This window comes from Paenibacillus graminis (genome assembly GCF_000758705.1).
GTDB lineage: Bacteria > Bacillota > Bacilli > Paenibacillales > Paenibacillaceae > Paenibacillus_AQ > Paenibacillus_AQ graminis.
This window is the reverse complement of sequence record NZ_CP009287.1, coordinates 6,044,667-6,066,623: the sequence shown is the minus strand read 5'-3', so window position 1 is coordinate 6,066,623 and position 21,957 is coordinate 6,044,667. Positions and strand designations below refer to the sequence as shown.

Here is a 21,957-nt window from a genome sequence, read left to right as displayed (position 1 = left end):
CAGGGGCGAAATGGGCTGAATTAGTGATCCTTTTTCCAACTTAGGCTCGGAGATCCGTGTGCTGGGGCCAATTAGTGATCCTTTTTCCACCTCGAATTGCCGCTGGAGTCATGAAAGGTCCTCCAGGAAGACAGGAGCAGGTTCATACCCTATGGATAAAGTCCCCTATTTTTGACGAAGCTTTACGGGCTGTTTATAATTAAGGCCTAGATCAGCAGAGCGGACAAGGGGGCTATAAATGGATATCTATAATGAGGAATTAGGCTATATTATGTGGAGAGTGACAAATAATTGGCAAAAGCTGATGAAGCAGGAGCTTCAGGAGGTGGATCTGACGCATGTTCAGTTTGCTTTGCTGCGCTCCTGCCATTCCCTTAACGAACGGGGCGGTTCCCCTGGAGCCACACAGATTCAGATTGCCCACGATTCGTTCATGGACCCGATGATGGCCTCGGAAGTCCTGCGGACACTGGAGAAGAAGGGGTATGTCAACCGTGTGCCGCATCCTCAGGATACCCGGGCGAAGCTGATCCGCCTTACGGAGTCGGGGGCAAATGTGATGGAACGGGCAAACCAAATCGTGCTGGAGGCGGACAAAACGTTTTTTTCGAAGCTGGAGCCGGAGCTGGAAGGATTCATCAAACAATTGAGGCTGCTGATGCGATGATTCCTGCAAATACAGGAGGGAATGATGATAGAAGCCAAGCGGAATGGCTTGACTCCATTCAGTAAGTGAACATATAATAAGTGAACGTATTAAATAAAAGAAATATGGATTAGGAAATTGAGAGGAGCCCGTTTATTCATGAATGAAGCATCACAAATTAAGGTCAAATACAAAATTATCCCCGTGCTCGTATCGCTGCTGCTGGGGGGATTCATAGGTCTGCTCAGTGAGACGATGATGAACGTGGCACTGCCGGTGCTGATGGAGAAATGGGATCTGACAGCATCTACCGCTCAGTGGATCACGACAGGCTATATCCTGGTGGTCAGCATTATTATGCCGGTCTCGGCACTGCTGCTGCAGTGGTTTACGACCCGCCAGCTGTTCACGACAGCGATTACGCTGTTCATTGCAGGGACACTGGCCGCTGGTTTTGCGCCTGGATTTGAGATTCTGCTGGCGGGCCGTCTGATCCAGGCAGCGGGGACCGCGATCCTGATGCCGGTGATTTTCAATACTGTATTAACGATCATCCCGCCAGCCAAAAGAGGGACTGCCATGGGGATGGTGGGACTTGTCATGATGGTCGCGCCTGCGCTTGGCCCTACTGTGTCAGGACTGATTGTAGATAAGCTGAGCTGGCAATGGATGTTCTGGGGACTCATTCCGTTTCTGATTATCGATCTGACGGTCGGACTGCTCAATATCGAGAATGTCGGCCAGATCACCAAGCCCAAAATTGATATCCTGTCGCTCCTTCTGTCGACGATTGCTTTTGGGGGGATCGTATACGGGCTGAGCAGTGTGGGTGAAGGTGAAGGAGGCTGGGGCAGCCCGGTAGTTGTGCTGTCGCTCAGTGCCGGGATCGTTGCACTTGTATTTTTTATTTTGCGCCAGCTGACGATGAAGCAGCCGGTCATGAATCTGCGTGCCTTCAAGTATCCGATGTTTACGGCAGGCACATTATTTATTGTTATCGGCTTCCTTACCATCTTCTCCACCTCGTATCTGCTGCCGATCTTTATGCAGGGTTCACTGGCATTGTCTGCACTGTATGCGGGTCTGCTGATGCTGCCTGCGGGGTTGATCAATGCGATCTTATCCCCAATTATCGGGCGCAGCTTTGATAAAGCAGGGCCGCGGGTACTTGTCATCCCCGGTGTGATTATCCTGGCTGCAGCGATGTGGATGTTCACAGGAATCAGTATGGATACTCCTGTCTACCGGATTGTGCTGCTGCATTGCTGCATGACCGTGGGGATTGCACTCACCCTGATGCCGGCCCAGACCAATGGTCTGAACCAGCTGCCGCGGGAGCTTCATCCGCATGGAACGGCCATTATGAACACGCTCCAGCAGCTCGCCAGTGCAGTTGGTACAGCCCTGATTGTAAGTGTGATGACCTCTGGGCAGAAAGAGTATCTGCGTACTCACACTGGCGCCGCAGCTCAGGAGCTTGCAGCAAACAGTCTGTCGGCCGGCGTGCATAATGCATTTATTCTGGCGGCAGCCATTACTCTGATTGGCCTTATTGCCGGATTTTTTGTCCGGCAGAGCGTGATTCCGAGAGACGGCAAAAGGAATTTTAAGCTCCAGGACAAAAGCGGGCTTGGATTTTGATGCAACGGCCCCAAACGCCGCTTTTTGGAGAAATATGAACAGAAAAGAAGATCAGCCGTAATTGCCCGGGAAGTGTATAATAAGGAACTGAGATTATTATTTAATTCAAAGGGTAATATAACTTTAAAAAAGTGACGGGTGAGGCTGATGATGTCTTCGGTAAAAAGATTTTTAATTGGGCGGCCGCTGAAATCAGATCAGCTTGGCGAGCAGAAACTGAACAAAACCAAAGCTCTGGCGATTCTTTCCTCAGATGCTTTATCCTCGGTCGCATATGGTCCTGAGCAAATCCTGCTGGTGCTGGTTACGCTCAGCGCTGCAGCGTTCTGGTATTCTATCCCTATTGCTGCAGGGGTGCTGGTTCTGCTGCTGGCCTTGATTTTATCCTACCGGCAAATTATATTTGCCTATCCCCACGGCGGCGGAGCCTATGTGGTATCGAAAGAAAATCTTGGGAAGTATCCGGGACTTGTGGCCGGCGGTTCACTGTTGGTGGACTATATATTAACGGTAGCAGTTAGTGTCTCGGCCGGGACGGACGCGATTACATCGGCTTTTCCAAGCCTGCATCCGTATAATGTGTTTATTGCCATTCTCTTTGTTCTGATTATTACAACCCTGAATTTGCGCGGGGTAACGGAATCGGCGTCATTCCTCGCTTATCCGGTCTATTTATTTGTGCTCGCTTTATTTGTCCTGATTGGTGTCGGCGTGTTCCGGGTCCTTACCGGCAGCGTTCCTGCCGATTTGCATACGCCGATCGGTACACCGGTCGCGGGCATCAGCCTGTTCCTGCTGCTGAAGGCATTTTCCTCGGGCAGCTCGGCGCTGACAGGGGTGGAGGCCATATCCAATGCGATTCCTAACTTCAAGGCGCCCGCACCGAATAACGCTGCCAAAACACTGGCGGCTATGGGTACACTGCTGGCCGTGTTATTCACCGGTATTGTATTTATGGCTTATTACTATGGGGTTACTCCCCGGGAAGATGCCACGGTGGTTTCCATTATTGCCGAGCAGGTGTTTGGCCGGAATTTCATGTATTACTTTGTACAGGGAACGACTGCGCTGATTCTGGTGCTGGCGGCCAATACCGGCTATTCCGCATTTCCGCTGCTGGCGGTGAATCTGGCCAAGGATAAGTTCATTCCGCGCATGTTCACGGTCCGGGGGGACAGGCTGGGCTATTCCAACGGGATTCTTATCCTGGGACTGCTGTCGATTCTCCTGATTATTGCTTTTGAAGGCCGGACTGAGCACTTGATTCCGCTGTATGCGGTTGGCGTGTTCATTCCGTTCACCCTCTCCCAGAGCGGGATGATGGTCAAATGGATCAGACAGAAGCCTCAAGGGTGGATCACCAAGTTCATTATCAACACTGCGGGTGCGCTGATCAGTTTCATCGTTACAATGATGTTCTTCTTGACCAAATTTCCGCAGGTCTGGCCGGTACTGGTCTTTTTACCGCTCATCATTCTGTTGTTCTACCGGATTCACAAGCATTATGAGGCTGTTGCGGATCAGCTCCGGATCTCCACCTGTGAGGAGCCGCCGCTGGCGATTGAGGGGAATATCATCATTCTGCCGGTTGCAGGGATTACCCATGTGGTGGAAAATTCACTCCGTTATGCCAAATCGCTCGGCGCCGAGCAGATTATTGCCGTGCATGTCCCGTTCGAGCGAGAGGACGATGCCATATTCGAAGAAAAATGGAAAAACTTCCACCCTGAAATCCGGCTGGTGACGCTGTATTCGCCATACCGCAGCATCATTCAACCGCTGACCAAGTTCATCGATACGGTCCAGCGCAAGGCGGGGGAATCCGATTACCAGGTAACCGTGGTCGTGCCGCAGTTCATTCCGAAGAAAGGCTGGCACAATATTCTGCATAACCAATCCAGTCTGCTGCTCCGTGCACATCTGCTGTACCGGCGGAATGTGATTATTACTACGGTGCCTTATCACCTGAAGAAATAGCTTGTTCCGCATAACCGGGAAAAAGGGTATCCTACAGCCGTGAATGAAACGGCCGCTGGGCTGCTCTTTTTTTTATCCTAATTTCAAGATCCTTCCGGATTGCATCTAAAATTGATAAGGCGGGGCGAACCCGGTATGATAAAGGGGATGTTTGATTGAAGGGAGTGGAACACATGATCTCCGATCTGTATGTAAGGCAAGCCAGAATCAATCAAAGCAGCATCCCGAAGCCCCGCCGTTATCCGTTCAGCCTGCCCGTCATCCGCCATATTCATCAGATTGATTTTAAGAGCAAGGTTACTTTTTTTGTGGGGGAAAACGGAACAGGCAAGTCCACCCTGCTGGAAGCGATTGCTGCAAACTTCGGCTTCAATCTGGAAGGCGGTTCCAGAAATTTCAACTTTTCTACACAGGCGTCCCACTCCGAACTCTATGAATATATGACGTTGGTTAAGGGAGCAAGGCGTCCAAAGGACGGATTTTTCCTACGGGCAGAGAGCTTCTATAATGTTGCTACCGAAGTGGATCAGCTGGCTGCAGCGCAGAGCTATGGGGGGAAGTCGCTGCATGCGCAGTCGCATGGCGAGAGCTTTATGTCGCTGCTGCTGCACCGCTTTTGGGGGGATGGATTTTATATTCTGGATGAACCCGAAGCGGCCTTGTCTCCCTCCAGGCAATTTTCCCTGATTGCAAGAATGGATCAGCTGGTCAAACAAAATTCCCAGTTCATTATTGCCACCCATTCACCGATTCTTCTTGCCTATCCGGGAGCAGACATTTATGTGCTCAGTGAAGAGGGGCTGACCCAAACACCTTATGAATCTACCGAGCATTATTTGCTGACGAAAGCTTTTTTGAACAATCCGCAAGGAATACTGAGAGAACTAATCGATTAGGTGGTTATAAAAATGAACAAACGGACCGTGATTCCGCTGGCCGCCGCCTGTACGTTGCTGACCGGTATTTGGGCGGGCTGGCCTGTGCTAAAGGCACTGCCAGACCTGTTCAATTTTATGAGCAGCTTCACAGTAACGGTACATAATCAGTCCGACTATGATATTGTTTCGGTAGAAACGGGGATTCGAAGCGGGGACACCAGGGATACGTTTACCCAAGAGATCCCCAGCGGGAAGACGGTAAAAATCACCCCCGATTTGAGCTTCATTGGCGAAGGGGCCATCTATCTGAAATATACCGATTCCCGGAAGGAGACGAAGGAAGTTATCGTCTGTGGATATACGGAGTCGGTATCCGGGAGCTCGGAATTGACGATTGGCAATGACGATACGGCGCTGGAGCAAGATTGCTATTAACGCTAAATATGCCGGTGGTCTAGCCGTCAGATAGGGCAAATCTTCAGGAAGCCTTTATTGTACAAGTACATTGGATAATGGAAGTCCGGGACTGTCGCCTGACCGCCCTCCGCTGAATACTTCTGATATATAAGATGATTCAGGAGAGGATGTTGGCCGTGCAAGCTGTTCCTTATGATCACAATCGAGGGTGGATTGCCTACACTTCGGACCGCGGAGGAGCGTTCGATATTTGGCTGTACCGGCCGCAAGAAGGTCTTAATTTTCAACTTACAAAGGGGCTTGGTGCGGAATTTTCCATTCCCTATTGGTCGCCGGACAGCAGGAGAATCACCTTCATCGGCATTGGCAATGTGGTCTATCTGCTGGATACTGCCACACTCGCCGTGGCCAGGATCGACCAAATCGAACCTTACACGCTGCTGGACTGGTCCCCGGACAGCCGGTTTCTAACGTACGTCAAAAACGGGCGAATTGTCGTCTATGATACGTTCTCACATCGCAGCTATGCCATCCCGGAGCCGGGAGCCAGCGATGTCCAGTGGTTCCCTTCTGGCAAGGAACTTCTGTTCGCGGCTCCGGATTCCACCGGCCTCACTCAGCTCTTCCGCATCCGGGCCGATGGCACAGACCGGAGGCAAATCACGCACAATACGGACGGACCGCTCCATGACGTGCGGATTTCCCCGGACGGAACGTTCGCGCTGTATACGTTCCCCGGTGCGAGCATTTCTATCATTTCGACGGTGGATTTGGCCACCGGCACCATCTATACACTGGAGGGCGGCCCCCTTGCCAAAAATTATTTTCCGGCATGGGCCCCTGACTCCCGGAGCATCGCCTACAGCGCGACCGTCTATAAAGAGCCGGATTACTATTCTCTCATCCAAACCGACAGCCGAACCGGTCAGAATCAAAGGACATTGGCGGCTTCCGGCTGTTTCGCCACTCCTGTCAGCTGGTCGCCGGAAGGTGACCAAATCGCGTATTTATCGGGATGTGCAGGTGCAGAAAGCGCAAGCCAGCTCTGGATTGCCGATATCAGGGAGCCGGTTCCGGTGAACGTCCTCAGCGGCGGCCGGATTACCGCCCTGCAATGGTCACCTCGCGTCAGAAGGATTCCGGAGAACATCTGCACTTAAAATGAATATCATTTTGAAGTGGCGACCGGATTGGGCGCCATTTTTTTTTTGTGAAAAATTGTTGAGTTAACGGGGGACGTTGGTTTAATTGTAAGGATGGAATATGGGTTTCACCAAATGCTGTCTGAGTATTTGCATTATCCATTAGCGGGCTGAGAAAGGTTCCACTGACCTTTAACATGATTATGAATACGTTATCATTTTTTTGGTGTCAAATTTTGGCATGCCTGTTCCCGAGCTTGAGCATGTCCGGAAATAACGATTTGATCCGTTGTGTTTATGTTTGCAACTGGGACGCCTCCCTTGCTTCTGCGGCTCTGTTCGTTCCGATGATTAAAGATATGTTAACACTTGCTGTTTAAATATACAATTTGATTTGCTGTAATCTTGCACCTAAAATGCCGATTTCACAAATATATCAAATGGATGTATTATTTTGTATAATTCTGTTGAACAAATACAACTCATGTGATAAATTATTCAACACATACATTTGATCTCTTACATAAATGATAATTATTAGGAGGCTAGTAATGTATAAGAGTTTAGTTGAAATGCTTATAGCCCGGTCAAAGGATGCTCACAAAGGGATTACTTTCATCAATGGGGATAACGAACACAACTATTATTCGTACAAGGAGATGTATACAAGAGCCACCGGAGCTTTACGATTCTTGAGAAGCAAAGGGATTCAGTCCGGAGATGAAGTCATCTTTCAAATTGAAAATAATGAAACCTTTATTCTCGCGTTTTGGGCGTGTATATTGGGAGGCATGATCCCTGTACCTGTCAATGTGGGGAATAATGACGAGCATAAGCATAAGCTGATAAAAATTTGGAATGTTCTTCATCGCCCATTTTTGATAACGGATTCAAAATCATTGCTCAAACCGGATTTAACCGCACACCAAACGGATTTTTACCGTTTCGCCTCGTCCATTGCCAATCGCACAATACATACGGAAACCCTCGAATATTCCGGGGCGGAAGATGTCGTACTCTGCAGCCCTGAATCTCATGATATTGCATTTATCCAATTTTCTTCCGGAACAACGGGAGACCCCAAAGGGGTCACATTGACCCATGATAATTTGCTTACAAATCTCTATGATCTCAAGAAGAGCAGAAATTACTCGGCAAACGACTCGTTCTTAAGCTGGATGCCGCTTACCCATGATATGGGGATGATCGTTTTCCACCTGCTCCCGCTGACTTGCGGAGGCAGACAATCCTTATTGCCAACATGGGTCTTTATCAGACGGCCGACACTTTGGATCAAAAAAGCGAGTGATTTAAAATCCACGGTCATCGCGTCCCCCAATTTTGGAATGAAGTACTTTTTGACCTTTTTCTACCGTTCACAATGCAGCTACGAATGGGATTTATCAAATGTCCGGGTGTTGCTTGACGCAGCCGAACCCATTGACGCCAAGCTATGCAACGAGTTTCTTGAGGTTATGGATAAGTTCAGCCTGCCTAGAACATCGCTCCTTCCCGGATACGGCTTGGCGGAAGCGACGGCTGCTGTAACTCTTTACAAGCCCGGACATGAATTTACGTCTTATAACATCGTAAGAAGCTCTATCAATACAGGTAGCCGTGTCCAAATTGTTGAAGAAAACCACAAGGATAAGGAATATATTGTCTCCTTGGTAGATTTGGGTAACCCTATTGAGAATTGCTTCGTAAGGGTGTGTGATGAAGAAGACCGGGTATTGGATGAATGCGTGGTAGGGCATGTCCAAATCAAGGGCAACAATGTCACGAACGGTTATTACAATAACGAGGAAGCTACCCGGAAGGTATTTACCAAGGATGGGTGGCTCAGGACAGGCGATCTGGGATTTATGAAGGACGGCAGCCTTATTGTAACCGGCAGAGAGAAGGACATTATTTTTATTAATGGCCAGAATTTTTATCCGCAGGATATTGAAAGGGTGGCAGAGGAATTTACCGGAACCAGAATCGGGGTTACTGCAGCGTGCGGTGTTTATAACGAGCAGCTGGCAACGGAGGAAGTGATTCTGTTTGTGAACTATAAAGACAAACCAGAAACTTTTGTACCTCTGGCGATAGAATTGAGAAAACAGCTGAATCTTAAAGTCGGCATACATGTCCGGCATATCATCCCTGTCAAAAAGATACTAAAAACGACCAGCGGAAAAGTGCAGAGATATAAAATGAAAAGCTTGTTCCTGGAGGGACAATTTACAGGATTGCTGGCTGAAATGGAGAAGGTCACGAATACAATAACCTCCAGAATCGATGCAGATCAGCCGAAGGATACGGTGGAAGCGACACTGCTGAGCATATGGGCTAACGTACTCGGCAATGACAGGCTTGGTGTTAAAGATAACTTTTTTGAAATTGGCGGAACTTCGACTTTGCTGGCTCAAATGTTTGAACAGGTTGATCGTGAATATCCTGGCAAGATCACTTTAACTGACTTATTCGGATATCCTTCCATCAGTAAATTGGCCGGATTGATCCTGCAGGACGGCAGTGACATTAATGCAAGCGTTCACATCAGAGCCTTGGAATTGCCGGAGGAATTTTTCAAGAACGGCTCTCATGCGGAAGAGGAAGACGGTTTGAGCAGGACACTCAGCTTTTCAGTTGATCATGAATTCACTAGTCAGTTGAAGCACATCGCTGCTGCGGAGCATCTGAAACACGAATCGATTCTTCTGTCGATGTTCGTTTATCTGTTGTATGAGCTGTCTCCGTCTGCCCGGATAGAGGTTCAAACAATGATGGATGGAAGCGGCTGGGTAGTGCCGTTTACGGCTGACTTCGCTCAAATCGACCGGTTGGAGGACTTATTTACATTGGCTAACGAAACCGTCAAACCCGGAACTAGGGAAATCTATCATATCCAGGATGTAAGCAGATTTTTTATCCATAAAAAGAACAGCGTAGTTCCTTTTATCTGTAAGGAGCACTTGAATCTATCGGCCGGAAATTTGCTTGACGTGTATGATTTAGTACTGAAATTCAATGAGGATCATAACGGAATTCATTTTGTGTGCGAATTCAATTCAAATGAGGTTCGCAGCGAGCCCATGCTTAACTTTATCCAGCGGTACGCTCAAGCGTTGTATGGAGTTGTTAACCGGTTTGCGAAGGATCATAAACCACTGGGTGTTATGTAAGAAAGACAGCTTAAGGAGGACCCTGTTGTGATCAAAAAATTGCTGGATATCCCTGAGGAGAAGGCGATAAATCTTTTGGTACAAGTGGAAAGCGCTTGCAATAATGATATCGCTATTATTGGAATTGCGGTAAAGCTGCCTTCAGCTGAAAATATAGATCAGTTTTGGGACAACCTTTGCGCCGGAAGAGACCATATTTCAGAGTTTCCGGAAAAAAGAAGAAGCGACGTTGAGCAATACCTGAAATTTTGTGGTGCTGCAGAAAGTCCGGGATTTATACAAGGCGGCTATTTGGAGGAAATCGATAAGTTCGATTACTCGTTTTTCCGGATTACTCCAAAGGAAGCAAGCCTGATGGACCCTTACCAGAGGCTTTTTCTTGAAACCGCATGGACTGCGATTGAAAATTCCGGATATGGCGGAGAGCGTCTGACCGGTAGCAGGACGGGAGTCTACGTAGGCTCCGGCGGCGAGCATGAATACCGGCAAATGATTGAAAAAGCCGATCCCGATTCTTTCGTTCCCTCGGTCGCCGGGAATTTGTCCCCCGTCACCGCCAGCAGAATATCCTATATGCTTGATCTTAAAGGTCCGAGTCTCATGGTGGATACGGCGTGTTCCTCTTCATTGGTTGCCGTTCATTTGGCGTGTCAATCCATTATGAATAATGATTGTGAAATGGCAATAGCCGGGGGCATACAATTGGACCTGTTCCCCTTGCAGGATCAGCCAAAAGTAGGAATTGAATCACCAACTTTCAAAGTAAAGACATTTGATGACCGCGCAGATGGGACGGTCAAGGGAGAAGGTGTTGGTGCCGTTGTGCTGAAGCCTCTTGCGAAAGCGCTGCAGGACGGCGATCATATCTATGCCACAATTAAGGGAAGCTCTGCCAACCAAGATGGGAAATCGATTGGCATTACATCGCCGAATGTCATTGCACAGGAATCCCTGATTTTGAATGCGTGGAAACAGGCCCGGATTGAACCGGAATCCATCACCTATATTGAAACCCACGGTACAGGGACCAAAATTGGCGACCCGATCGAGGTTGACGGAATTCAGCGGGCTTTTTCCAGATATACGGATAAAAAGCAATTTTGTGCAATTGGCTCGGTAAAAACAAATATTGGACACCTCTACTACGCAGCAGGAATTATCAGTTTGATCAAAGCGGCATTATCCCTGCACAACAAAAAAATACCCGGGACCCTTCATTTTGAGAAACCCAACCAAAATATTAACTTTATAGATTCTCCCGTATACCCCAATACCGGGTTGGCCGACTGGAATCCGGCAGGTTTTGCAAGAAGATGTGGTGTCAGCTCTTTTGGGATGAGCGGAACGAACTGCCATGTGGTGCTGGAGGAAGCGCCGTTGCGGAAAGATAGTCCGATTAAGGCAGACCAGCGTCCGGCTGCACTTACCCTCTCAGCCCAGAACCCTCTATCTCTGGAGAAAATAATCGGGGACTATATCAATTATTTGGCCGGTGCTGATGCGGCGGAATTTCGGGATATTTGCTATACATCCAATATTGGAAGGGGGCATTACAGTTACCGTTTGGCGATAATTGCCGAGAATCTGGAAGATTTGATCACTAAACTTAACAGAGTGAGTCTTTCACCGGACAATTTCGAAATCGGTAAAGGTGGAATCTACTCCCACTCTTCTTTGGCGAATTCAGGAGCCTGGGAACAATCCGGTTCCGGGATGCCGGAACCGGGTTCGGAATTCCTGCATTCATTGTGCAGCTCATATGCCAACGGGGAAGGCACTGATTGGACTGTTGTGTACACGGGCGAACGAAGACGGATCGTACCGCTTCCCACCTATCCCTTTGAGAGAAAGCGCTGCTGGATCAGGCTCCCGGATACACGTCAAAAACACCATGAAGAACCCGCAATGGCTCTCAATTTCAATCGAAAGGAGACCCTGGCCGACATGTATCATAACGAGAATAAACGCCATGTGATTAATAGTTTAAAGAATATATTTAGTGAGGTGTCCGGACTGGAGCCGGGCGATATTAACATACATACAAATCTGCTGGAGATGGGGCTTGATTCCATCCTGCTGACCAGCTCCAGGCATGCCATTAAAGAGCAGTTTGATATTGATGTGCCGATGAGAATGTTTTTTGAAGAGTTGTCCTCCATCGATTCTATTGGGGATTATCTTGTAAGTCTGATTCCCCTAAATGCCGGGCCGGAACCATCCGGTTATCAGGAGGCGGCGGCAGCCGTTGGTCTTCAAGAGCAAGCAGCGGCAATTCAAATGCCACTTATGGACAGGCAGGCAAGCCAACGTGAAGAGTCCAGCTATAAGAGTCCTGCTAATTTGTCTGCTGTAGAAAGCGTAATGGAGAAGCAGTTGCAGGTGATGTCCCAGCAACTGGAGCTTTTACACGCATTAGGAACTCCGGAAGAGGAGCCGTCCACTGTGGGGCCGGCAGGCAGACTAAAGGCAGTACAACCACTTCAGGCCGGCACTGGAAGCAAAGGCCATAGCCCCGATCCGGAAGCTGCTAATGAGACTAAAAGAGCGTTTGTTCCTTACCAGCACATCCCGTTGAAGGCCTCCACTAACTTTTCGGCAATACAGCAGCAGTTCTTGGATTCCTTTATATCCGCTTATACTCACAAAACAGCAGGTTCTCAGAAGCATACCGATGATTACCGATATGTTCTGGCCAATAATCGAAATGTAGCGGGATTTCGTCCATACTGGAAAGATATCGTCTACCAAATAGTTGTGGATCATTCTTCCGGATCAAGGATTTGGGACATTGACGGGAACGAATATGTTGATCTGACAATGGGATTCGGAGTGAATCTGTTCGGGCATAATGTGCCTTTTATCAATGATGGGATTCAACGGGAATTGGAAAGAGGCATGGCTGTTGGTCCCATATCCCAAACTGCCGGAGAGGTCGCTGCTCTGATTTGTAAATTTACAGGGACAGACAGAACCGCATTCTTCAACTCGGGAACTGAAGCCGTTATGGTGGCACTAAGGCTGGCCCGCGCTGCGACAGGACGTTCCAAGGTGGTCCTGTTCTCCGGGTCGTATCATGGTACATTCGACGGCGTGTTGGCAATGGGAGGATCTGTGAATGCAGGTGCACAGCCTATTGCTCCCGGTATCAATCACAACATGGTCGAAGACATCATAGTGCTTAATTATGGAACCGCTGTGGCATTAGAAATCATTAAAGCTCATGCAAATGAGCTGGCGGCAGTCTTGGTGGAACCTGTGCAGAGCCGCAGACCTGATCTTCAGCCGGTAGAATTTCTGAAAAAGATCAGAGAAATAACCTCTATGTCAGGAACTGCGCTCATTTTTGACGAAGTCATTACAGGGTTTCGGATGCACCCTGGAGGAGCACAGGCTCTGTTTGATATTAAGGCTGATCTGGCTACCTATGGCAAAGTCATCGGCGGCGGGCTGCCAATCGGTGTAGTTGCCGGAACAGACCGGTTTATGAATGGTATTGATGGAGGTGCCTGGAAATTTTACGATGATTCACAGCCGGCTCATGAAGAACGCAGAACGTTTGTTGCGGGAACCTTCTGCCAGCATCCCCTTGCCATGAACGCAGCATTGGCTGTGCTGACCCATCTCGAAAGAATGGGGCCGGAGCTGCAGGCCAATCTCAATTTTCGTACTGCCCGGCTTGCCGATCAATTGAACACCTATTTCAGGGAGCAGAATGTACCTGTGGATGTTGTTCATTTTGGATCGCTGTTCAGGTTCGTATTGCGCGGGGATCTGGAGCTCTTTTATTATTTATTGCTTAACAAAGGCCTTTACATCTGGGAAGGAAGAAATTGCTTTATCTCCACAGCCCACACGGACGAGGATATTCAATATATCGTTGATGCCGTTAAGCAAAGCATCGGGGAAATGCAGGCGGCGGGTTTCCTCCCGGGTCCGGATAACCGGCCAAGGGGCGGGTATCAGCCAAAGCCGCTGCCCTCCGGACCTCCCCGGGAGAGCTTGACCAGGGCACCCCAAGTTCTCAAATTAACCGAAGAGCAGCAGCAAATCAGCCTGGTCATTCATTCAAATGACACCCATGGTGTCGTACACCATGAGACCGTTGGTTTATATTTGCGGGGAGAGCTGAATAAGGCTGCGCTTGAAACTGCCTATCATAAAGTGTTGAACCGTCACGAAAGCTTGCGCTCAACCATAAGCGCAGACGGGAATGAGCAAATAGTTGCAAGTCATGCAAATGCAGACATTTTTTTTGCTGACATTTTGGCAGACTATAGCGCCTTGGGTGATGAAGCGATTAATCAAGCGCTTTTGAAGGAAAACGCAGCTGCTTTTGATTCTGTAATGGGGCCGTTAATCAGGCTTCGGGTGCTGGCTACAGCCAGACATGAGTATTTGCTGGCGCTGTCCGCCCATCATATCATCGCAGACGGCTGGTCATTGATTGTTTTCTTGCAGGAGCTTGCTGCATTGTACTCAACCGAATGTACGGGCACGCGCTCTCTGCTGCCGACTCCCACACCCTTCTCCGATTACGCCATTTGGCAAAAGCGAATGTTGGAGTCCCAACCAAAAGAAAAGGCAGCAGCCTATTGGAAAAACAAGTTTTCTGTACAAACCCCCGCATTTGAGCTGCATTCATTCAGGATCAGGGATGCCGCCGGAGTACGAAAAGGCAGCAGACACCGGTATGTACTTGATATCCCGTTGACCGCAAAGCTGAAGGCGGTTAGCCAAAGCATGAAAGTGTCACTTTTTACAGTCTTATTGAGCGCATACAAGGTGCTGTTGTATCGGATTTCCAATCATAAGGAACTGGTTGTCGGGATTCCTACTGCAGGGCAGATGCAAATGGGGCAAAAGCACTTAGTCGGCTATTGCCTGAATATTCTTCCTTTCTCTACTACAATCAATCCTGAAATGACCTTCCGGGAGTATCTTTCCTACATGATGGAAGAATTATTGGAACTCTATGAGTATCAGGATTACTCTTATGCATCACTTATGAAGGAATTGCATTCCATGGACGGCTCCGTTCATCCTCCGCAGATCAATACGATGTTTAATATGGATAAGTCGTTAGAAACGCCTGATTTCACGGGGATGGACGTCGAGCTTCTTCAATCGCCTGTTAGTTACTCGAAATATGACCTGAGTATGAATATTGTCGAGCTTGATCATGAGCTTATGATTGATTTTGAATATGACCCAAATTTGTTCGATACACAGATAATCACGGGTTGGGCTAATTATTTCAACCGAATTCTGCTGGCGGTTCTCCAACCTGACCAGAAATTACAGGAAATCTCTCTGCTTTCATTGGAAGAAGAGAAGATTCTTCGGACAAGGGGAACTGAACAAGCGGCGGCATTGCGGGCTGATCTGGATAAATATGGGGTTGCATGGGATAAGGCTGATTTCTTCGCAATCTTGGATAAGGATATGCACCCTTCGCCTGTAGGCGTGCCGGGTGAGGTGTATTTGGCAAGGCTAACCGAACCGTCGCTTCTTGCGGAGCAACCATGCACGAGTACAGGGATTATGGCTATGTATACAGCAGATTTTGAAATAAAGGTCATCGGGCATCATTCCCGCCTCATGTCCCAAAATGGCCGGATGATTAATTTGGATACCATACAGGAACAATTGGGGCTTCATCCACTAATCGGACATGCTGCAGTAACGGTTAAACCTTCCGGTACTTTTCAGCAGGACCAAAAAATACTGGCCTACATCACACCACGGGGGACTTCCATTCCGAAGGTTAGGGAAATGAAGAAGTTTTTGCTCTCCAGAATCCCGGGGAATTTCATTCCTACCGCTTTCATGGTCTTAGATGAAATGCCGCTGAATTCAGAGGGGGGAATCAACGAAAGGCTGCTGCCGGCTTTTGATGAGAATAAGGCCTTGCGGGAAGAGATCATGCTTCCTGAAAATGAGACCGAAAAAAGGCTGGCGGAAATCTGGCGAAATGTGCTTGACGTTGAACCGGTCAACACCAATGACGATTTTTTCGAGCTTGGGGGGAATTCGTTAAAAGCCTCTCTGCTGGCTTTCAGCATACAGAAGGAATTTAGTACTGACATTTCGCTGAGAATGTTGTTTGAGCATCCGACCGTGAAAGGACTTGCGAAAGCGATTAACGGTGCGGGGAAATCATGTCTCCCTGAGATCACGCCACTTGGGAAAAAGGATTGGTATCCGCAATCCTCTTCCCAGAAAAGGTTGTTTGCGATTGAACAAATGGGAGAGACCGGGATTGCATACAACATTACTGGCGTCCTACATGTAGAGGGGAAGCTTGATCCTGGACGGATGGAGGAAGCCTTTCAACGGCTTGTTACAAGGCATGAGCCGCTAAGGACATCGTTCGAGCTTGTGCATGATGAGCCTGTTCAGGTCATTCATGATGATATCCCGTTCAGCATCTCCTACGGTATTGCGGAGGATGAGGATGAACCGGAATTGGTTAAGCAGTTTATATTGCCCTTTTCATTAAATCAAGCACCTCTGTTCAGAGTCCATATTGTATCCAGATCTGATCATGAACATATTGTCATTATGGATATGCACCATATTATTGCCGATGGAATATCGGCCAATATTCTATGTAATGACTTAATTTCCTTGTATAGCGGGGAGAATCTTCCTGGACTAGAGGTTCAATACAAGGATTATACGGCACTGCACAACGAAATGCTGAACAATGAAAGGATTAGGCTGCAAGGGGAATACTGGCAGCAGCTGTTATCGGACGATGTCCCGTCTTTAACCCTGCCTCTGGATTTTCCCCGCCCTGCCGTGCAAAGCTTTGATGGAGCTTGTTATTCAGTTACATTGGATTCGGACTTAACCCGGCGTTTAAAAGTGCTCTCGAACCGGTTGAAAACGACGCTATATACCTTGCTGCTGGCTTCATATAACATTTTGCTGTCCAAGTACTCCAACCAGGAAGATATCGTTATCGGGTCACCCGTTGCCGGCAGATTTAACTATTCGACCAATAACATGGTAGGGATGTTTGTAAATACACTGGCGATGAGAAATCAACCGGCCAAGCACAAGACCTTTCAGGAGTTTTTATTGGAGGTAAAGGAAAATACGTTAAAGGCTTTTGAGAATCAGGACTATCCTTTTGAGGAACTCATATCCAAATTGGGCATCGAAAGAGACATAAGCAGAAATCCCGTGTTCGATGTCATGTTTGTTCTGCAGAGCCTGGATTTAGCTGTTCCGGATGTACATCTGGATGATATCAGGCTGAATGGTTACGAATTCAAAAACGATGTTGCAAAGTTCGATCTCATTCTAGAGGTAATAGAGAACAGTGAGAATTTGACGCTTAATTTTGAATATTGCGCCAAATTGTTTGAGGAATCCACGATCATCAGGATGTCGGAAAGATTCCTCCGTATTTTGACAACGGTTGTGGAGAATTGCAATGTTCTGCTGTCCGACATCGATTTACTTCCGAAGGAGGAAACTGACCGGCTCATCTATACATTTAACGATACAGCAACAGCTTACCCCGGCGGCAAAACTGTGTATCAGTTGTTCGAAGAGCAAGCGGCAAGAACACCCGGTGCTGTGGCGCTTGTTCACCAAGGCGAAAGCATCACCTACGAACACTTTAACCGCAAGGCGAATCAAATGGCCTGGATGTTAAGAAGTAATGGAGTAAAACCCGATACGACAGTAGGAATTCTAATGGAGCATTCGTTTGAGCTGATTATTTCCTTGTTCGCGGTTATGAAAGCGGGGGGCGCTTATGTCCCCATTGATCCGACTTATCCATCGGAGAGAATTAACTTTATCATCAAGGACAGCAATCTGGAAATCATGCTGACCCATAAGGGATTGGCGGAAAAATGCCAATTTCAGGGGGTGGTCATCGATGCTGCATCCAGTAAATGGTATTGCGGGGACGACAGCAATCCAGTATCTGTGAATTCACCGGATGATCTGGCTTATATCATCTATACATCCGGATCAACCGGCTTCCCGAAGGGGGTCATGACCAGACACCAGGGCCTGACGAACTATGTATGGTGGGGAGACAAAACGTATGTACACGGGGAAGCGGTTGATTTTCCGCTCTATTCCTCCATTGCCTTTGATCTGTCAGTTACCCTGATCTATATCCCGCTTATCTCCGGCAACAAGGTATTTATTTATTCCGGTGTAAGTTATGAATCGCTGCTTGAAGCTGTAGTAATCGATAATCAGGTCGATTTTATTATGCTGACCCCTTCACATTTAAAAATTCTGGGTGAATATGACCTGAGCCGGCTTAAAATCAGAAAATTTATCATTGGCGGAGAAGCGTTTGATCCATTTTACGCCAAAAAGTTCTTCTCCCGGCTGGCGGAGGATGTGGAAGTTTACAATGTTTACGGCCCGACCGAAACAACGGTTGCCTGCACATTTTACCGTTACTACCCGGATAAAGATCTGCGAAATCCGGTACCCATAGGGAGGCCAATCTTCAATGTCCATTTGTATGTCGTGGATCAGAATGGAAAATTACAGGGGATTGGTATTCCAGGCGAGCTGTGCATAGCAGGGGACGGCGTCTCCCGCGGCTATTTGAACCGTGAGGAACTGACGCGTGAAAAATTTGTTCCCGATCCGTTCCGGACAAGCGGAATGATGTATAGAACGGGTGACTTAGTACGGATGCTGCAGGATGGAAATGTTGAATTCCTGGGCAGAATGGACGATCAGGTGAAAATTAGAGGCCACCGGATTGAGCTTGGTGAAATCGAAAACCAACTGGTAAAGCAGCCAGGCGTCAATAAAGCGGCAGTCATTATTAGAACAGGCCCAACGGACAGCCGATATCTATGTGCCTACTATACCGCGGACTTTCCAATGAATTCCGAATTATTAAGGGAAAGCCTCTCTAGACTGCTGCCCAGGCATATGGTACCTTCATTTTTTGTGCAGATGGAGAGCATTCCTTTAACGGCGAGCGGCAAAGTAGACCGAAAAAAGCTTCCCGATTCATTCGAGTCGTTCCAGATGGAAGAAGCGTATTCAGCTCCGCAGAATTTCATTGAAGAAAAGCTGGCGTTGGTGTGGGAAGAGGTGCTTGGGATAAATAGGGTGGGCACCGGCAACAGTTTTATTAAATTGGGCGGGGACTCCATTAAAGCCATCCAGATCGTGTCACGGCTGAAGAAGTACGGGTTAAGCCTTGAGGTGAAAGAGCTCTTTCTGCATCAGAATATCAAGGGGATCAGCCCGTTCGTAAAGCAAAATATTAAGCGCCATAATCAGGGAACCATTGAAGGCCCCGTGAAGCTGACCGCCATTCAAAAATGGTTTTTTGAGCAAAATTTTGCGGAAATGCATCATTGGAATCAATCCATTTTATTGCACAATGAAAGGTTTGACGCGCAGTTTATCAGGCAGGCCTTCGAAAGGATCACAGAGCATCATGACGCTCTTAGAATGGTTTACAGGCATACAGGCCAGGCTGGAGTTGAACAAAGCAACAGGGGGCTGGCAGGGGAACTCTTCTCATTGGAGGTCACGGATTTGACTGCGTGCGATGATCATACGGATCTGATGCATGCCGGCATAAAAACGATTCAAGAGGGTATCGACCTGGAAAAAGGACCGCTGCTCAAGCTGGGGCTATATCAAACCACAAACGGTGATTATTTGGCAATTGTTATTCATCATCTTGTTGTTGATGGCGTGTCATGGAGAATTATTCTGGATGATTTTGCGAGCTGCTACCTGAGCTTGGATAACGGTGAGGAAGCCGGACTAATTGAAAAAGCGGACTCCTATCAGAAGTGGGCCGAAGCGCTTGAGGTTTATGCCAACTCACCAATGCTGCTGCAGGAATTAGCCTATTGGACGGACGTCAACCGGATTGCCGTTCCGGCACTGCCCAAAGATTCTGAAGCCGGCAACGGAAAAATAAAGGACCGCTATCAGACAAAGATCGTTCTTTCGGAGAAAGAAACGACGAATTTGTTGCGGCATGCGGGTGATGCCTACCAAACAGAAACGCTTGATTTGCTGCTTGCAGCTTTGGGGGCCGCCATAAAGGGGTGGGCGAATGTCGATCGTGTCCGCATCAATATGGAAGGGCACGGAAGGGAAACACTGATTCAGGATCTGGACATTACTAGAACGGTGGGCTGGTTCACTTCGACCTACCCGCTTGTATTAGAGCTTGCTAATTCCCATGAGCTGCCTCTTCATATTAAGACCACAAAAGAAACGATCAGGCAAACGCCGAATAAGGGCATGGGGTATCAGGTTCTCAAATATTTGACCTCTCCCGAGCTCAGAGCAGCGGTGGACTTTAATGTGATGCCGGAGATTAGCTTTAACTACCTGGGCCAATTTGGAAATGAGGCATCGTATGGTACGTTTGAGATTTATAACACTTTCATGGAGTCAACGGAAAGCCCGGAATCCCACAGGCCTTATGCCATAGACATTAACGCTATGATCGTGGGAAATCGTGTCGAAATTAGGGTTGATTACAATCCCGGACAGTTCAATGAGACAACGATGTCACGGTTTGCGGAATTGCTGTTGAATTCTCTGAAGCTAATTATCTCGCATTGTACCGGGCAAGAACGGATTCAGCGCTCACCCTCCGATCTGACTTACAAGAAGTTGACCTTTGAGGAGCTGGATGATTTAAACCGGCTTTATCCCGGAGGCATAACGGATGTATACACCATGACTCCGATGCAGGAAAGCATGCTGTTTCATGCGCTTAAGAACAAGCGCTCCGGCGCTTATTACGAACAATGTATCTTAGATCTAAAGGGTGACATTATTACGGAGTTATTGAACGAAAGCTTCAAACTGATCGTGGGTAAGTATGATATTTTGCGAACCCGCTTTGTCTACAAAAAACTTCATAGACCCCTGCAGATTGTTCTGGGGAGTAGCGATTTCCGCCTCGAATTCGAGGATATCACGCACATGGAGTCCAGTGAAAAGATGGAACACGTGGAGAGATTAAAGGCGCTGGACCGGGAGAAAAGGTTTGATTTGGTACAAGGCCCGCTGATGAGAGCCATCTTGCTGAAGACCGGTGACAGTGTTTATCAAATGCTATGGAGCTTTCATCATATTCTGATGGATGGATGGTGTATCGGGATTGTATTGAAAGATATGTTGGAGCATTACAAACAGCTCAACGCCGGGTCTCGGCCCAGCTTGGAAACTCATCAGTACCGTTTGTATCTGGATTGGTTGGCGGGCAAGAACAAGGAAGAAGCCAAAGTTTACTGGATGCGGTACCTTGAGGACTATAAATATAAAGAATTGTTACCCAAGGAAGGGACGTCCAAAGAATTCCGCTTGGCAGTACTGGATATCAAGCTGGAGGAGAAAGTCAGGATAGCCGTCACCCATGTTGCCTCCAGCAGCGGGATCACGATAAACAGCTTCTTCCAAGCTGTGTGGGGGATTTTATTGTCTAAATACGACAATGCGGAGGATGTAGTCTTTGGAGCAGTCATTTCAGGCAGGTCTCCGGAAATTGAAGGCATCGAAAGGATGGTAGGCCTGTTTATAAATACCATTCCTGTACGTGTCAGATTAAGCGGCAAGACATTCCACGAGCTTGCTGGCGAAATTCAGAGCAGCTTCATCTCGTCTGAGCAATATGGTTATGTTCCTTTATCCGATATCCAGGCTTGGTCGCACCGGGATTTGATCAATCATGTGATGGTGTTCGAGAATTATCCTCTGGACCGGGAAATAAGGGACATGGACGGGCAGCAGATGGAATACGGATTTCAAATTGCCGGGTGCGAAATCCTTGAGCATACCAATTATGACTTCAGTATCATCATCGAGCCGGGGGAGGATTTTATTATACGCATTGTGTATAATGCGCTGGCTTATGACAAGGAGACGATCAGCATTCTGGAAAGTTATCTGCTGGCTATAATCGGCCAAGTAACAGCGTGCCCGCAAATTGAGGCCGGGGATGTTGAAGTATTAAGCCAAGAAGAGAAGCTGAAGCTGATGAATGTCTTTAATAAGCCGAACAGAAGAGAAGCCGCCGATTTCAATTTTTGATCTATCATCCTGCATGTGAATAG

Annotated in this window: 8 protein-coding genes; all 8 read left to right on the top strand. The window is 47.9% G+C overall.

Features of this window, described 5'->3' with window-relative positions:
• Window positions 1-238 precede the first annotated feature (238 nt).
• The 8 genes from PGRAT_RS26185 to PGRAT_RS26150 all read left to right on the top strand — a co-directional run bounded on the left by PGRAT_RS26185 (window position 239) and on the right by PGRAT_RS26150 (window position 21,934).
• Window positions 239-667 (top strand): MarR family winged helix-turn-helix transcriptional regulator, encoded by a 429-nt coding sequence (locus tag PGRAT_RS26185; RefSeq protein ID WP_025704901.1) that lies wholly within the window; start codon window positions 239-241, stop codon window positions 665-667.
• 138 nt (window positions 668-805) lie between these two features.
• Window positions 806-2,287, top strand: a complete 1,482-nt coding sequence (locus tag PGRAT_RS26180; protein ID WP_025704900.1) for an MDR family MFS transporter — start codon at window positions 806-808, stop codon at window positions 2,285-2,287.
• 147 nt (window positions 2,288-2,434) lie between these two features.
• Window positions 2,435-4,264, top strand: a complete 1,830-nt coding sequence (locus PGRAT_RS26175; protein ID WP_025704899.1) for an APC family permease — start codon at window positions 2,435-2,437, stop codon at window positions 4,262-4,264.
• 173 nt (window positions 4,265-4,437) lie between these two features.
• Window positions 4,438-5,160 (top strand): AAA family ATPase, encoded by a 723-nt coding sequence (locus PGRAT_RS26170; protein ID WP_025704898.1) that lies wholly within the window; start codon window positions 4,438-4,440, stop codon window positions 5,158-5,160.
• A 12-nt stretch (window positions 5,161-5,172) separates the two neighbouring features.
• Window positions 5,173-5,577 carry a hypothetical protein gene (locus PGRAT_RS26165; RefSeq protein WP_025704897.1) on the top strand — a complete coding sequence of 135 codons (405 nt, stop codon included), beginning with the start codon at window positions 5,173-5,175 and terminating at the stop codon, window positions 5,575-5,577.
• A 149-nt stretch (window positions 5,578-5,726) separates the two neighbouring features.
• Entirely contained in the window at window positions 5,727-6,719 is a 993-nt protein-coding gene (locus tag PGRAT_RS26160) for a TolB family protein (protein WP_025704896.1), read from the top strand.
• A gap of 533 nt (window positions 6,720-7,252) precedes the next feature.
• On the top strand, window positions 7,253-9,871 hold the full coding sequence (locus PGRAT_RS26155; protein WP_025704895.1) for a non-ribosomal peptide synthetase: 2,619 nt from the start codon (window positions 7,253-7,255) through the stop codon (window positions 9,869-9,871).
• A gap of 27 nt (window positions 9,872-9,898) precedes the next feature.
• On the top strand, window positions 9,899-21,934 hold the full coding sequence (locus PGRAT_RS26150) for a non-ribosomal peptide synthetase (RefSeq protein WP_025704894.1): 12,036 nt from the start codon (window positions 9,899-9,901) through the stop codon (window positions 21,932-21,934).
• Window positions 21,935-21,957: the final 23 nt, after the last annotated feature.

Excerpts from the sequence above, each read along its gene's own strand:
- PGRAT_RS26185 (WP_025704901.1), top strand. The coding sequence starts at position 239 with ATGGATATCTATAATGAGGAATTAGGCTATATTATGTGGAGAGTGACA.
- PGRAT_RS26180 (WP_025704900.1), top strand. The coding sequence starts at position 806 with ATGAATGAAGCATCACAAATTAAGGTCAAATACAAAATTATCCCCGTG.
- PGRAT_RS26175 (WP_025704899.1), top strand. The coding sequence starts at position 2,435 with ATGATGTCTTCGGTAAAAAGATTTTTAATTGGGCGGCCGCTGAAATCA.
- PGRAT_RS26170 (WP_025704898.1), top strand. The coding sequence starts at position 4,438 with ATGATCTCCGATCTGTATGTAAGGCAAGCCAGAATCAATCAAAGCAGC.
- PGRAT_RS26165 (WP_025704897.1), top strand. The coding sequence starts at position 5,173 with ATGAACAAACGGACCGTGATTCCGCTGGCCGCCGCCTGTACGTTGCTG.
- PGRAT_RS26160 (WP_025704896.1), top strand. The coding sequence starts at position 5,727 with ATGTTGGCCGTGCAAGCTGTTCCTTATGATCACAATCGAGGGTGGATT.
- PGRAT_RS26155 (WP_025704895.1), top strand. The coding sequence starts at position 7,253 with ATGTATAAGAGTTTAGTTGAAATGCTTATAGCCCGGTCAAAGGATGCT.